13 protein-coding genes are annotated in these 14,625 nt (G+C 43.5%); 8 read left to right on the top strand and 5 right to left on the bottom strand.

The window, feature by feature from the left end; translation table 11 throughout:
- Positions 1-86 precede the first annotated feature (86 nt).
- Positions 87-452 carry a helix-turn-helix domain-containing protein gene (locus NH399_RS15205; protein WP_253041529.1) on the bottom strand — a complete coding sequence of 122 codons (366 nt, stop codon included), beginning with the start codon at positions 450-452 and terminating at the stop codon, positions 87-89.
- A 108-nt stretch (positions 453-560) separates the two neighbouring features.
- On the opposite strand from NH399_RS15205, the gene NH399_RS15200 reads away from it, so the two are divergent.
- Both NH399_RS15200 and NH399_RS15195 read left to right on the top strand, forming a co-directional pair.
- A complete protein-coding gene (locus tag NH399_RS15200; RefSeq protein WP_253041527.1) occupies positions 561-1,214 on the top strand; it encodes a glutathione S-transferase family protein in 654 nt (217 codons plus the stop codon).
- A 180-nt stretch (positions 1,215-1,394) separates the two neighbouring features.
- Positions 1,395-2,444: a CNNM domain-containing protein gene (locus tag NH399_RS15195; protein ID WP_253041525.1), complete on the top strand. Its 1,050-nt coding sequence runs from the start codon at positions 1,395-1,397 to the stop codon at positions 2,442-2,444.
- A 32-nt stretch (positions 2,445-2,476) separates the two neighbouring features.
- Here the strand turns inward: NH399_RS15195 and NH399_RS15190 are convergent, their stop codons facing one another.
- From NH399_RS15190 to NH399_RS15180, 3 genes are all read right to left on the bottom strand, one after another.
- Positions 2,477-2,851: a hypothetical protein gene (locus NH399_RS15190; RefSeq protein ID WP_253041523.1), complete on the bottom strand. Its 375-nt coding sequence runs from the start codon at positions 2,849-2,851 to the stop codon at positions 2,477-2,479.
- 68 nt (positions 2,852-2,919) lie between these two features.
- Positions 2,920-3,363, bottom strand: coding sequence for a glyoxalase/bleomycin resistance/extradiol dioxygenase family protein (locus NH399_RS15185; RefSeq protein WP_253041521.1), 444 nt, complete (start codon positions 3,361-3,363; stop codon positions 2,920-2,922).
- Between the two features lie 57 nt (positions 3,364-3,420).
- Complete coding sequence (locus NH399_RS15180) at positions 3,421-4,479, bottom strand: MBL fold metallo-hydrolase (RefSeq protein WP_253041519.1); 1,059 nt, start codon at positions 4,477-4,479, stop codon at positions 3,421-3,423.
- 242 nt (positions 4,480-4,721) lie between these two features.
- Here NH399_RS15180 and NH399_RS15175 point away from each other — a divergent pair, with 242 nt between their 5' ends.
- Both NH399_RS15175 and NH399_RS15170 read left to right on the top strand, forming a co-directional pair.
- Positions 4,722-5,324: a TetR/AcrR family transcriptional regulator gene (locus NH399_RS15175; RefSeq protein WP_253041517.1), complete on the top strand. Its 603-nt coding sequence runs from the start codon at positions 4,722-4,724 to the stop codon at positions 5,322-5,324.
- A gap of 91 nt (positions 5,325-5,415) precedes the next feature.
- Positions 5,416-5,961 (top strand): hypothetical protein, encoded by a 546-nt coding sequence (locus tag NH399_RS15170; RefSeq protein WP_253041516.1) that lies wholly within the window; start codon positions 5,416-5,418, stop codon positions 5,959-5,961.
- A 63-nt stretch (positions 5,962-6,024) separates the two neighbouring features.
- On the opposite strand, the gene NH399_RS15165 is transcribed toward NH399_RS15170, so the two are convergent.
- Positions 6,025-6,705 (bottom strand): M15 family metallopeptidase, encoded by a 681-nt coding sequence (locus NH399_RS15165; protein WP_253041514.1) that lies wholly within the window; start codon positions 6,703-6,705, stop codon positions 6,025-6,027.
- A gap of 386 nt (positions 6,706-7,091) precedes the next feature.
- On the opposite strand from NH399_RS15165, the gene NH399_RS15160 reads away from it, so the two are divergent.
- The 4 genes from NH399_RS15160 (at position 7,092) to putA (ending at position 14,595) form a co-directional block, all read left to right on the top strand.
- Positions 7,092-8,879: a histidine kinase gene (locus NH399_RS15160; RefSeq protein WP_253041512.1), complete on the top strand. Its 1,788-nt coding sequence runs from the start codon at positions 7,092-7,094 to the stop codon at positions 8,877-8,879.
- Between the two features lie 328 nt (positions 8,880-9,207).
- Positions 9,208-9,864 carry a two-component system response regulator NarL gene (gene narL, locus NH399_RS15155; RefSeq protein ID WP_253041511.1) on the top strand — a complete coding sequence of 219 codons (657 nt, stop codon included), beginning with the start codon at positions 9,208-9,210 and terminating at the stop codon, positions 9,862-9,864.
- Positions 9,865-9,877: 13 nt separating this feature from the next.
- On the top strand, positions 9,878-11,122 hold the full coding sequence (gene glp, locus NH399_RS15150; RefSeq protein ID WP_253041509.1) for a gephyrin-like molybdotransferase Glp: 1,245 nt from the start codon (positions 9,878-9,880) through the stop codon (positions 11,120-11,122).
- A 299-nt stretch (positions 11,123-11,421) separates the two neighbouring features.
- Positions 11,422-14,595, top strand: coding sequence for a bifunctional proline dehydrogenase/L-glutamate gamma-semialdehyde dehydrogenase PutA (putA, locus tag NH399_RS15145; protein WP_253041508.1), 3,174 nt, complete (start codon positions 11,422-11,424; stop codon positions 14,593-14,595).
- The last annotated feature ends 30 nt before the right edge of the window (positions 14,596-14,625 follow it).

Genomic DNA, 14,625 nt, shown 5'->3' with positions numbered 1-14,625 from the left:
TTAAGTATATGCAATTTCTTCCTTCTTGCTGTGACAAAAGTGTATCAGGACCTGTAGTTCTTCCATTGATGAAAGAGCTACAGATCCTAGTTATTCACAGCCAAAGCAGGTTTCAAGCGATGATAATCCGCTCCCCACTGACACATGGCTTCTAAAATAGGATCAAGTTTTTCTGCCAACTCTGTACGGCTGTACTCCACTCTTGGCGGCACTTCCGCATACACTTTTCGATGAACCAACTGGTCCTGCTCCATTTCTTTGAGCTGCTGGGTCAGTACTTTTTGAGTAATTTTTGGAATGCTTCGTTTTAGCTCGCCAAATCTCAAAGTTTTATTTTTAAGTTGGTATAAGATGATCACCTTCCATTTTCCGCCAATTACTTCGATTGCGGTGGTCAAAGGGCAATCCTGCAGCGGATTTTTTTGTGTTTCTAACTCGTTGATTTCGTTCATTAGTCACCTTTAAGTTAGTAATGCACTCAGGGGTATCTACTTGTAATTCATTGATAGAACCTAATAGTATCAAAAGTATACTAACATATTAAAGTCAGGACCAAATTCATGAAAACCCTCGAACTCATCAGTTTTGAACTCTGCCCTTTTGTTCAACGTTCCGTTATCACTCTGCTCAAAAAAGACGTCGATTTTAAGATTACTTACATTGATCTTGCCAATAAACCAGACTGGTTTCTGGCACTTTCCCCCTTAGGAAAAGTACCTGTTCTGCGCGTTGACGACGACGTTTTATTTGAGTCCGCGGTTATCAACGAATATCTTGATGAAATCACCCCAGGCTCTCTGCTACCGCAAGAAGCACTGCCCAAAGCTAAAGCACGTGCCTGGATAGAATACAGCAGTCAGCAACTCATGAATCAATATCAGCTGACGATGGCAAAAACTGAGGCAGACTTTAAAGAAAAGTCGAACAATGTCAGTGTGGGCTTGCAAAGACTCGAAGCAGTCATTCAGGGCAGCTACTTCAATGGTGATGATTTTAGTTTGGTCGACTCAGCTCTGGCCCCCTTGTTGATGCGCTACAGTATTCTGGAGCGGCAACTGGGCCATCGATTCATAGAACGAGGTAGCAAGTTAGAAGCTTTGTCTCACAATCTGCTTGAGCAGCATTACGTCAAACAGTCGGTCGTCGGTGACTTTAAACAAAAGTTACTGACCTACCTCGACAGAAACCAAAGCTATCTGGTTTCTCAGGCTTAGCCTCCATTAGCCTTACCACCTAACCTGGTGAGGCTACTTCCCCTTCCATCGGCTACGCAGAGATCCCTACATCTGCAAGAGTTAACATTGTCTTACCAATTATTCCGTTTCAGAATGGTCGTCTAATCGTTTAACATATTATAAGATACCAACAACTTCTGGCATTTTTTAACCAACAACATGACACTTCTCGTTATTTATATCGTGGTTGCAATAGGATTCTCTTTCGCCTGCTCAATTATGGAAGCCGTTTTATTGAGCGTGAACAGTGCTCATATTGCACTATTAGAAAAAGAAGAAAAAAAGCACGGCCCCTTATTAAGAGCTTTAAAAGACGAAATAGGCAAGCCTCTTGCTGCCATACTCACTCTCAACACCATAGCGCACACTATTGGTGCAGCGGGTGCAGGCGCACAGGCAGCGGCGGTATTTGGTAACGCCTATGTAGGCGTTGCCTCAGCGGTTTTAACATTACTCATTTTGGTGTTTTCAGAAATTATTCCGAAAACTTTAGGCGCATTCTACTGGAAACAACTTTCTCCAATTACCGCTTACACCCTTAAATATCTCATTATCATACTTTACCCCTTTGTTAAACTCTCTGAGATCCTGACACAAAAGTTCACCAGCAAACCCACGCTCAGTGGCTTTAGCCGTGAAGAGTTCTCTGTAATGGCAGAGCTCAGCTCAAAACAGGGACAAATCGCTGAGCAAGAATCCAGAATCCTGAAAAACTTGCTACTCATGAAAGAAACGCAGGTGAAAGACGCAATGACACCGCGCACCGTTATTTTCTCTTTATCAGATAACGTCACGGTGGAGGAGTTTTTCCACAAATACGATAAATACACCTTCTCTAGAATTCCGATTTATTCTGGAGATCAAGAAAACATCACCCACTTTGTTTTTCGTAGCGACTTACTCCTCGCGCAAGCCCGAGGTAATAGCGACAATACCTTAGCCAACTACGGCCGTGATCTGCACAGTATTTTAAGTTCTATGCTACTGGACCAAGCATTAAATGAATTGCTTTCTTCACGGGTTCACATGCTGTTGGTCGTCAATGAATACGGTGGCGTCGAAGGGGTTATCACTCTGGAAGATGTACTCGAAACCTTATTGGGTTTAGAAATCGTTGACGAAAAAGATAAAGCCGTCGACATGCAAGAAGAAGCTCGACGACAATGGCAAAAAAGAATGAAAGAAAAAGGGATGATTATAAACGACTAGCTCTCCTTCCAGAGAGCTAGAGTTTCTCTTCACTAATACTTAAACACATCAGCACAACCGCCATAGTTTCTTAACCGCTCATCGAGAGCTAGCACATCAGGCAGTCGGCGCCAACGCTCATGAAAAAACACCATAGGGCATTGGCGTCCATCAGGTAAACGATCAATTAATGTTTCCCATTCTTTGACCTGATCATAAGGAGGGTAGTGTTGAGGAGTGCCATAGGTTGGTCCGTTGAGGCGCTTGAGCTCAAGCTCAAAGAAGCGCTCCGGTGATACCCATTGCCGGGTATCTTCGTAGTAGACTTTTAATATCTGTCCTTCTAATTGACTTTCACCATGTTCAACGGCCCAACTGATGATAGTAAAAAAAGTCACAAATGCTGCAAATACCTGACGGCCAATCATGCTGCCTCTCTTATTTATCGGGTTAACATCACAAGCAATAGATGATTAACTCAAGAAAACATTACAATCTATTTTGATGATTGAGCTCTAGCACGCTGTTGGATTTCTTCTGGTGTTAATAACTCGACGACTTGTGCAATCCACCACTGGTTACCGCAGGGATCAATCACTCCACACTCTCGTAAACCGTAATAACGATCATCTGGTTCACAAATCGACTCGGCTCCAGCAGCAAGGGCTTTTTGATAAGTTGCATCAACCTGCTCGACAAATACATAATTCATACTGCTACGAACATGCTCACTGCTGGCTTGCCCCATCATAATAACAACATCCCCTATTTTCACTTCACCATGAGTTTTATTGCCGTCATTGTCGCTGATGATTTCCATAACTTCAGCAGCAAAAACCTCCGTTAAAAAGGTCACCTGCTGCTCGAGATTTTCGACCATTAGATAAGGACAAACCCGGCTATAGCCGGGTAGTGAAATGGGTAGTTTCGTGTTTGTCATAACGCATCTCCTTTACAATAATATCCTTACCTTAGTCGAGCTTATGACGTCTGTCAGTTATTTCGCTTCGCGCCACCAATATAAATCTCGAGCTTCTTCCAGTGATGCTTCATCTTGTAAAGTAATCGGTTGTCCCATTATGGGAGTGAGTAGATCAACCCAAAACTTATCGGCTAATGCAACAATGGATTCCATGGGATCATCCCAGTCGTGAAATGCTAGATCAAAAGTGCCATTGTGAATGGGCAATAACTTTTTACCTCTTACATCAAGATGTGCCTGCATAGTTTGCTCTGGCGTCATGTGCACATCGGGCCAATAGGCATCGTAAGCCCCTGTCTCCATCAAAGTGATGTCAAAAGGCCCATACATTTCTCCAATGGTTTTAAAGCCATCAAAATAACCCGTATCTCCACTAAAAAAGACAGATTGCCCCTGTGATTTAATCACCCACGAATTCCACAACGTCTTATCACGATCAGATAACCCTCGCCCGGAAAAATGTTGAGCAGGTGTAGCCGTTAAAGTCACACCATCAATTTTCGTTGACTGCCACCAGTCCAGCTCCTGGATCTTAAACTCATCGATTCCCCACTTGGTCAATTGAGCAAAATTACCTAGCGGCACTAAAAAGTGTTCCACTTTTTGACTTAACAATTTCAGTGTTTTTTCGTCCATGTGATCATAATGGTTGTGAGAAATGATCACGCCTTTGATATCTGGAAGTTCCGTTAAATCGATAGGCAATTGATGAAAACGCTTTGGCCCAGCAAAAGAAAATGGCGATGCTCGCTCAGAAAAAACAGGATCCAGTAACCAGAAATCTCCATTCACCTTTAACATGATGCTGGAGTGACCAAGGCGAATGACAGAAATACGATCATTAGGCAACGCAGTCAGCTGGGCAAAATCAAGTTTGTGTAAAGGAATGTCAGATATTGGTGCAGGGCTTTCTCTCTTCTCAAACATATAGCGCTTTAACAGAGACCAATAATTCCCTGAAACCAAATCACGAATAGGGACCGGATTGCTGAATTTTCCTTCTTTGAATTGAGGAGATGATTCGAAAGAAAGTTCATCCTGAGCCGCCTCAGCATTTAAAGATGATAGAAACATAGTGATAGCACTCCCTATTAAAGTGATAAAAATCAGCCATTTAACTCCAGATTGCCAGCGTCTTGAGTGTCGCTTCGAGGTGTTCTGAGACAATTGCATCATTGTGTTCATCGGTTTATGGCCCTGTCAGAATGTAAACTACACTGTATAGTTTACATTTATTTCCCAAAAAGTAAACTGGTGAGTGTAATAAAATATGAAAAATGATAAGATCACACCAAATCATCAGCACGGCCGACCGCATGAAGTTATCTGAAATCAAGCGCAAACAAATTATCGAAGCCGCCGCAGAAGAGTTTCGCTCGGCAGGCTTTAACGGTACCAGCATGGATAAAGTAGCCGCTCGAGCGAATGTATCGAAGCGAACCGTTTACAATCACTTTCCCAGTAAAGATGCACTCTTTAATGGTATTGTCGACTACATGTTGAACATGCTAAGCGAAGCCACCGCTATCGAATACAGTTCTGAGCGCAATGTCAGAGAGCAACTCACAGAGTTAGCAAGGCGCGAAATTGAGCTGCTATCAACTCCGCAGTTTATTGATCTGGCACGGGCGGTTATTGCCGAAGGCATCCACTCGCCAGAAAAAATGCAAGAAGCTTCAGAACAGTTTGCTGGTATCGAAGACAATCTGTCTCAGTGGTTTGATGCCGCTGCTGCCGATGGAAAACTAGCAACATCGGACGGTCAGTTTGCTTCGAATCACTTTATCGGCATGCTTAAAACTTTTTGCTTCTGGCCTCAACTGATCAAAAACCAACCCTTCCCTGATAGCACAGAAATAGAACACATTATCGAAACCTCTGTTTCTATGTTTGTTAACTACTATGAGAAGAAGAATTAAGATCGAATAACCAAGCTCTATTTGATTCACTTTGGATTCAGTTAATACATGGATAATAGCTACTAAATCCTGAACAAATAGGAAAGCCACAATGAGAAAATTATTTGCTGTATTATTACTGACTCCATTAATGGCATTCGCTGCACAAAAGCAGGAAGTACAAAAATCAGCACCTAAGCAAGCCCCCAGTAAACAACATCAAAAAGTTGTTAAGCATCATGAGCGCCACTGGCAACAGCCACACTATGATCGCCATACAACACAATATAAATGTGTCGATGCTTGGGGACATTCTATTCGTGGACGATTTATTGAGCGCCAAAAATATTTTATTGAACTAGGTGGTGGTTGGTGCAGGCAGGTTCGTAATGATCACTACAATAATGGCGTCAACGGCGACCTATCAGAAATCTATGATTACTCATTTCCAGAAGAGCATGTTTATGATGCGATTCGCGAAACACGACGTAAGTTTGGTATACGTAACTCTCGCTTCATAGAAGCTATCGATGTAGACAATGGCTTCAAAAGCTTTAAATACACTTTGGTATTTAAAGTAAAACACCAGGGCATTCGCGAGTTTCGAGTCAAACATAACTATTGGAATGGAGACATTCGTTATATTCGCGAACTTTAATTGTATTCCTCAAGACGTCTCAACCCTTGCCGCTGTAATCCAGCGGCTTTTTTATTTCTGCAATCACTCAATTGCAAAATCAAAATAGGTCTCGGGATAAGGCTCATTGCTCAATGTAAAGTGCCACCACTCTTTGGGATAAGGCAGGAAGCCATGCTTAACCATCACCGTTTGCAACAACATGCGATTGGCACGTTGTTGAAGTGTTAGTTCTTTATGCTCAGGCCAGGACTCTTTGCCAAAAAAATCAAATCCGCTTCCCATATCCAACTCGTCACCGCTCGACAACGAAATCAAGGTTAAATCCAATGTGCTTCCCCGAGTATGACCAGAACGCGAGGCGATATAGTCCAAGGCAAATAATTGAGATTTTTCTACATCTGGATAATAAATAGACTTTGTTTTTTGATCAGATAGGTCCTTTGCCCATCGAACAAAGTGATCAACCGCTCGCTGTGGTCGGTAAGCATCAAATACCTTGATACCTAAATCAAAACGTCGCAAATCCTTTTGTACATTCTTAAGCGCGGCAACGGCTTTTGATGACAGAATACCCCGAGCAGTAAGATAGCCGTCTACCTTGTTGCCAACAAAATTATGGTTAGTGATGTAACGTAACTCAATCATCGCTCCAGGAATTTCAGCTTCAATATCAGAAAATCCATCAGGTAACTCTTTCGCGTTCATCACAGATGAATAACAAACCACCATCCATCCCACCCAAAGCATCGTCACTTTTTTCATTGTTTGTTCTCTCATAAGTCGATAGTTACGTAACAGGAGATTCTATTGGGTAACACCTTAGACCAACTTGGGGCACCATCAAACCAAAATAAAAACCCTATTATCCACATAAAAGCTCTACTAAAAATAATGAATAGAGTAAACTAAGCCTACCTGTACTCACTGCGAGGTATCAGCGTTTGAGGAAAAGCTCGTTAAGATATTGTTTTACTATAGCTATTCTCAATTTCATGGCTCGATTACCTTATGCAGCATTTAACGAACAAAGGATAAAAGTCAGCAAGCTGGTAAACATCTCTGTTAACCGCTAAATAAATTGAAGCGCAATAGACTGAAACCAGAGCTTTCTGATAAGAAGAAAAAATGGACATGACCGGAGACTTTCAGTGCTACATAAACTAAAGCATTCTATTGGTCTAAGAATCGCTATTCTTATGTTGATCATTAGCAGCCTGTCAGTAGTTAGCGTATTTTTGTCCTATCAAATAGCCCAAACAGCAGCCAGCGACTCTGAAGTTCAGGAAAAGTCAGCGGCGCTAAAATCACATAGCTATCAAATCTTAAGCAAAATACTGTTTAGCCAACTCAGTCAGCATCACCTTCACGAAATTGGCAGTGATATTGAGTCCTTTGAAAAAAATTTATCGCATTCCGCATTAACTCAATATCATAAGGATCCCACCAGCACTCAGCATCAAGAACAATACAATTTAATTGTTGATGAATGGCATTACCGGATCAAACCTTTGCTACTAAGCCAAAAACGCAGCTCAGTATCGTGGCAACAACTCAGAGCAGAAGTCGACAGTTTTGTTAGTGAAGCAGACAAGCTCACTTATTTGCACCGTCGCAATGCCGAAAAGCGACTGGAATGGATGCAGTTGTTACAACTGTTGCTGTTGGTCATGCTCATCGTATTTATCTATTACATGTTTTACACCCTCTACTTCCATATTAAAAAGCCATTAGAGAAGCTCACCTACAGCGCTCACAAAATCAGCGCGGGTTACCTGGCTCACAAAGTATCGATAGAAGGTGAAGGCGAACTCAGCTTGTTAGCAGATACGATCAATCGTATGAGTGATGCCGTTTCAACCATGTATGATATTTTAGAGAAAAAGGTCGAAGCAAAAACCTTTGAGCTAGAACGAAATCAAGAGTCTCTGCAATTTCTCTACGAAACGGCAAAAGGCATCAGCGAAAATCCTCTAATGGAACTGGACTTCGATCTTTGGTTTGATAAGTTGGCGCGTATTATTGAGTTACCCAATATACAACTTTCCATCATTAATACCCGAGATGCCTCTGAGGCCGATCTCGCAGCCAAAGAAACGCCCAAAGATGCTCAAGAACTACGCTTTGCCTTAATAAAAGATGGCACCAACTTCGGTATTTTGTCGTGTATTATTCAACCGCAACGAAAAATTAAAGACTGGCAGTATCAACTACTGCATTCTTTTGCTGAGCAGGTCGCTCTGGCACTCAACCTGAAAACCCAACGAGATCAGGACCGACGCATGGCGTTGATGACCGAGAGAACCACCATCGCCAGAGAGCTGCACGACTCACTGGCTCAAGCTTTGTCTTATTTAAAGATTCAGGTCACACGACTGGAGTACTCCATCGCTTCAACAGAACATGTTGCAGACGTTGATGACATATTGCTTGAACTACGCCAGGGAATTCATTCCGCTTACCGCCAGCTACGTGAACTTCTCACCACCTTCAGGTTGCAAATTTCAGGCAGTGGCCTGGAGTCTGCACTCAAAGAAACTGTCACGCAATTTAGTGAGCGCTATCCCAATATTCATATCAACCTTGACTACGAAGTCCCTAGCGTTTCTTTTACGCCCAATGAAGAAATTCATTTGTTACAGATTGCTCGAGAGGCTACCCAGAATGCAATCCATCATTCTCATGGCACCCAGATCGACATCAGTATGAAAAAAGACACGCATAACCAAATCACTTTGTCAGTGGTCGATAACGGCATAGGAATTTCAGACACACCAGAAAAAATGGAGCACTATGGCCTGGCCATCATGAAGGAACGCAGTCGCAATTTATCTGGCGAATTAGACATTCAACGTCTGGCCACTGGTACGCAAGTACTATTTAATTTCAAACAAGGAACTCCACCAAAATTTCAGACATTTTCATCTGACAATTCTTGAAGTTCATCGGAAACATATCTCATTAGACATATAACACCATCATCATGGGGATAGAAGTGAAGTTTTGACGTTTTTTAATACAATTCGTACACCTTGCAGAGACTCACTTTCAGCATAATTTATGGTAGGGTGTATGTATGGACTTTAAAGCTAAAACGTTGTTTCCTGTGACGATCTATTGATTTTGACTATCTCATATCACAGTAAAATTTATATAAAATAAACTGATTGGGCCGATCTACCTCAATGTTTCCGTCATTGCATATTGCATTCAATGTACAGGTCTCGCGATAATGGAAATAACCACAAAGAAGCAGAGGTATATAGAATGACAGAAAGTGCCACTATTTATATGGTTGATGATCACCCCTTATTTAGAAAAGGAGTGAAGCAACTGATCGACCTGGATACAAGTCTTCACACAGTCGGCGAAGCCAGTTCCGGCGAAGAAGCAGTCAACCACATTGATAGCATGGATGACGAGCCCGATGTTATTTTGTTGGATCTCAACATGGGTGAAATGAGTGGCCTAGAAACCTTAAAAAAACTAAGGGATAAAGGCGTCACATCAAAAATTATTATGTTGACGGTTTCGGATAATGATGAAGACGTGATTCACTGTATCCGTTCTGGTGCAGATGGCTACCTACTTAAAGACATGGAGCCAGAAGATATTATGCACAAGCTTAAAGAAGCCACTTCTGGTCAAATGGTTATCAGCGAAAGCCTGCGACAAATTTTGACCACAGCATTACGTGAAAGCGGTGCAGAAAAAACCGATTTGATTTCAACTCTCACCAATCGTGAGTACGAAATTCTAGATTTTATTGCTCACGGTTTAAGCAACAAAATGATCGCACGTAACCTGGGAATTTCTGAAGGCACCGTTAAAGTACACGTTAAACATTTGTTAAAGAAATTAAATATGCGTTCTCGAGTCGAAGCCGCCGTTTGGATGGTTAACCAGAAAAGTAATCGCTCATAAAAGGCTATTTTGTATGATGGATTGCGACGTACAATCAGGACTCATGCCGTTTGATCAGGCACTGGCCAGTTTGCTTAGCAAAGTAGAAACGATTAGTGAAACAGAAGACGTTCCACTTTGTGATGCATTAGCTCAGGTTAACTTTCAGACAATTGTCTCCCCCATTAACGTCCCTTCTTTTGATCACTCAGCAATGGATGGTTATGCCTTGCGTTGCGCCGATCTAGAAAAACAATCCCATCTTACACAGGTAGGTCATGCCTATGCTGGAAAACCATTTGATAAGAAACTCGAACCGGGCCAATGCGTCCGTATCATGACCGGAGCCATCATTCCTGATGGTGCAGATACCGTTGTCATGCAGGAAAATACTCATAAAAGTCGCGAACTAGATTCATCCATTGAGTTTCTTAATCAACCGGCATTAGGTGAGAACATTCGTCGAGCAGGTAATGATTTTAAAGCTGGCAGTATTATTCTTCATCCAGGACAAAGACTCTCTGTCGCCGATGTAGGACTACTGGCTTCATTAGGATTATCAAGTGTCGTCATCCACCGACGCTTAAAAGTTGCCGTGTTTTCTACTGGCGATGAGCTGAAAGCGCCAGGAGAATCACTGGCGCTAGGCGAAATCTATGACAGCAATCGATTTACCACTTTATCACTTTTAAAAAAGCTGGCTATCGAAACACTGGATATGGGCATCTTGCCAGATGATCAACAAGAAATAACCAAAGCCTTGTTAAGAGCATCAGAGTGGGCCGATGTAATCATCACTTCTGGAGGTGTGTCTGTTGGTGACGCAGACTACATTAAACAAGTGCTTCAAGAACATGGCTCACTAGAACTCTGGAAAATTGCCATGAAGCCAGGCAAACCTTTTGCCTATGGCCAAATTGGTGGTGCTCACTTTATTGGCCTACCCGGCAATCCTGTGTCGGCACTGGTCACACTGCATCAACTTGCAGTGCCTATGCTGCGCAAGTTTCAGGGCGAAGCCTACGAGCCCGAACAAATGCTGCCAGCTACGACCCTTAGCGATATCAAAAAACGCCCAGGACGGCGAGATTTTCAGCGTGGAATGATGTTTTATGATGCCACCGGAGAGTTAGTCGTCAGAAGTGTAGGTAATCAAAACTCTGGTGTACTCTCGTCGATGGCAAAAGCCAATTGCTTTATTGTGCTACCTGCCGCTCAAGCAAGCCTGAGCAGTGGCGAAAAAGTCATGGTTCAGCCATTCAGCGATTTGTTAAACTAATCCATTTATGACTTTATCTCATAGCAAGGGCTGGGTTATGAGTTTTCAACTCGAACAATAGCCTACCAACGCATTTTCATTTATTGCACAACAGCATTTTTTTACCTTTAAAATCAAACACTTAAAACAACATTTCAAGAGTGAAATTACACACTATAATTGATGGTTATTTCACAGCATCGACCAGGCTGTTTTTGCTAGCAAAATTATACAATATCCCAGATAATACGCCGCTAATTTCATAGCCTTATGGCTTAACCATCGTTATTTTGAACCAGCGTTTTTCAGGAGACTGGTGTATGTTTAAAGCAAGTGAAGTGTTAACTAAAACGTCAACTTCAGAGTCGCTCGACAGTATCTGGCAATCCATAACCAATAACTATCAAGTTGATGAGTCAGCCTATCTTGAAGAGTTATTGCATCTGGCTTCCGAAGATGACTCAGTGCTCAATACCATCACTCAAAATGCCTCCCAGCTGGTTCAGCAAGTTCGTGCCGACTATTCTGCAAAAGATGGTATAGAAGCCTTTTTACAGCAATACAGCCTGAGCACAAAAGAAGGGGTTACCCTGATGTGTCTGGCTGAGGCTTTGTTGCGAATCCCTGATGCCGAAGTCGCCAACAACTTAATTAAAGATAAAATCCAGTCAGCAGAATGGAACAGACATGTTGGTCAAAGTGATTCCTGGTTGGTAAACAGTGCTACCTGGGGCCTCATGTTGACCGGCCGTATTGTCAGCTTCAAAAAAGATCCTATCAACGAACAACCCACTAACGTTTTAAAACAACTGGTCAATAAGTGCGGCGAACCTGTTATTCGTCAGGCAATGAATCAGGCCATGAAAATCATGGGTAAGCAGTTTGTTTTAGGACGCACCATCGAAGAAGCACTAAAGCGTGGCCAAAAATCTATCGAAAAAGGTTATACCCATTCTTTTGATATGCTCGGCGAAGCGGCGTTTACCATGGAAGATGCCAAGCGCTATTTTGATGCCTACAGCATGGCTATCAACGCTATCGGTAAAGCCATTGCAGGAGGCCAAAAGTCAACGCTACCTCCCAGCATTTCAATCAAACTCAGTGCGCTTCATCCACGTTACGAGCATGGCCAAAGTGATCGTGTCATGACTGAAATGTTCGAGACACTCAGTCAGCTTGCACGTCAGGCAAAATCTTTGGGCGTTGCCATTACGATTGACGCCGAAGAAATGGATCGCCTTGAATTAAGCCTTAAGCTTTTCGAAAAAGTCTACCGCAGCGACGTCTGTGATGGCTGGGAAGGTTTTGGTTTAGTTGTTCAAGCTTACTCAAAACGAGCTCTACCTGTCTTACATTGGCTCAACCAGTTATCAAAAGACGTTGGCCGTCGTATTCCATTACGATTGGTTAAAGGCGCTTACTGGGATTCAGAAATCAAATGGTGTCAACAAGGCGGCACCGAAGGCTACCCAGTCTTTACCCGTAAAGCCGCTACCGATGTGTCTTACCTCGCCTGTGCACGATACATTCTGAGCACAGACAGCAGCTTCTACCCTCAGTTTGCAACTCACAACGCGCAAACGGTTATGAACATTTTGCATTGGGCAGGTGAGCGTCGTGACTTTGAATTCCAACGTCTACACGGTATGGGTGAGCAACTTTATAATTTAGTACTCGATCAAAACCCAGGCCTGAACGTAAGAATCTACGCTCCGGTCGGTCAGCATAAAGATCTACTCCCCTATCTGGTACGTCGTCTGTTAGAAAATGGTGCCAACACATCTTTTGTCCATCGTCTTGTGGATGAGAACACACCCATTAATGATTTGGTAACTCACCCAATCACAACGTTACGCAGTTATCCAACACTGGCGAATGATCGCATTCCATTGCCTGGTGATTTATACGGTGAAGAGCGTAAAAATTCTTCTAGCACCAATCTGCACATCGAAAGTCAGATCACACCTTTTATGGCTGCCGTTGCGCAACACCTGGACAAAAAATGGCATGCCCGCCCTATGATTGGTGGTAACACCATTGAAGGCGAAAAAACCGACGTAGTTTGTCCTTACGACAAACAAACCGTGGTGGGAACAACCGTTAACGCCAGCAAAGATGACGCGCTTAAAGCCATCGATATTGCAGCGAAAGCTCAGGTAAGCTGGGATGCCGTTGGCGCACACCATCGCGCGGACTGCATTGATAAAGTAGCGGATTTGTTTGAGCAACATAAGCACGAATTGATTGCGATATGTAGTCGAGAAGCGGGTAAAACCATGCAAGATGGTATTGACGAAGTGCGAGAAGCAGTGGACTTCTGTCGCTTCTACGCAGCCAATGCCCGCAAAGATTTTGGTCAGCCAAAAGTCTTGCCCGGACCCACAGGTGAAAGCAACGAACTTTATCTTCAAGGACGTGGCGTATTTGCCTGTATCAGCCCCTGGAACTTCCCATTGGCAATCTTTACCGGTCAGGTTATCGCAGCACTGGCGGCTGGTAACTCTGTTTTATGTAAGCCAGCAGGGCAAACCACACTCGTTGCTCACCGTGCGGTAGAACTTATGTATGATGCAGGCATTCCTAAAGATGTACTGCACTATATTCCTGGTCGCGGCTCAGCTATTGGTCCAGTGTTAACTGGCGACCCACGCATCGCTGGTGTTGCTTTTACAGGTTCAACAGATACAGCCGTTGGCATTAACCAGACTCTGGCAGCCCGAGCTAACAGTCCTATCTCACCGCTGATCGCAGAAACAGGTGGTCAGAATGCCATGATCGTAGATTCATCTGCGTTACCAGAACAAGTCGTAGCCGATGTGATTGAGTCAGCCTTTACCAGTGCAGGCCAACGCTGCTCGGCTTTGCGCGTGCTCTACTTGCAGGAAGAAATCGCACCGCGTGTACTCACCATCCTTGAAGGCGCGATGAAAGAGCTGATCCTGGGTGATCCAACCAAACTCAAAACCGATATTGGTCCCGTGATCGACGCGCACTCACAGGCAGAGCTAAAAGGTCACATCGAAGATCTTAAAAACGCTGGTCGCCTCATCGCCGAAGCCAACTTGCCAGCGAATGCCGACGCAGGCCACTTTGTTGCACCCGTAGCCTTCAAAATCGATTCCATTAATGATTTAACTCAAGAGTGGTTTGGCCCGATTCTTCATGTCATTACTTATCGCTCGCAAGATCTGGATAAAGTGATTGATAGCATTAACGGCTATGGCTACGGACTTACTTTAGGTGTCCACAGCCGCAACGAAGCAACCGCCTTCTATATCGATTCTCGCGTTCGTGTTGGTAACGTATACATCAATCGAAATATGATTGGTGCGGTAGTGGGTGTTCAACCCTTTGGTGGTCAGGGACTGTCTGGAACAGGTCCCAAAGCAGGTGGCCCACATTATCTCCATCGCTTTGCCACTGAGCGCACTCGTACCAACAACACAGCAGCCATCGGCGGTAATGCCACTCTGCTGTCTCTTGGCGACGGCTAAGCATTACTTTCTGATAAAAAAGCCACTCAT

Origin of the sequence: Pleionea sp. CnH1-48 (assembly GCF_024124665.1) — a bacterium.
GTDB lineage: Bacteria > Pseudomonadota > Gammaproteobacteria > Enterobacterales > Kangiellaceae > JAMXSB01.
This window is presented reverse-complemented; position numbering and strand designations above follow the sequence as displayed.

Excerpts from the sequence above, each read along its gene's own strand:
- NH399_RS15205 (WP_253041529.1), bottom strand. The coding sequence starts at position 452 with ATGAACGAAATCAACGAGTTAGAAACACAAAAAAATCCGCTGCAGGAT.
- NH399_RS15200 (WP_253041527.1), top strand. The coding sequence starts at position 561 with ATGAAAACCCTCGAACTCATCAGTTTTGAACTCTGCCCTTTTGTTCAA.
- NH399_RS15195 (WP_253041525.1), top strand. The coding sequence starts at position 1,395 with ATGACACTTCTCGTTATTTATATCGTGGTTGCAATAGGATTCTCTTTC.
- NH399_RS15190 (WP_253041523.1), bottom strand. The coding sequence starts at position 2,851 with ATGATTGGCCGTCAGGTATTTGCAGCATTTGTGACTTTTTTTACTATC.
- NH399_RS15185 (WP_253041521.1), bottom strand. The coding sequence starts at position 3,363 with ATGACAAACACGAAACTACCCATTTCACTACCCGGCTATAGCCGGGTT.
- NH399_RS15180 (WP_253041519.1), bottom strand. The coding sequence starts at position 4,479 with ATGTTTCTATCATCTTTAAATGCTGAGGCGGCTCAGGATGAACTTTCT.
- NH399_RS15175 (WP_253041517.1), top strand. The coding sequence starts at position 4,722 with ATGAAGTTATCTGAAATCAAGCGCAAACAAATTATCGAAGCCGCCGCA.
- NH399_RS15170 (WP_253041516.1), top strand. The coding sequence starts at position 5,416 with ATGAGAAAATTATTTGCTGTATTATTACTGACTCCATTAATGGCATTC.
- NH399_RS15165 (WP_253041514.1), bottom strand. The coding sequence starts at position 6,705 with ATGAAAAAAGTGACGATGCTTTGGGTGGGATGGATGGTGGTTTGTTAT.
- narL (WP_253041511.1), top strand. The coding sequence starts at position 9,208 with ATGACAGAAAGTGCCACTATTTATATGGTTGATGATCACCCCTTATTT.
- glp (WP_253041509.1), top strand. The coding sequence starts at position 9,878 with ATGATGGATTGCGACGTACAATCAGGACTCATGCCGTTTGATCAGGCA.
- putA (WP_253041508.1), top strand. The coding sequence starts at position 11,422 with ATGTTTAAAGCAAGTGAAGTGTTAACTAAAACGTCAACTTCAGAGTCG.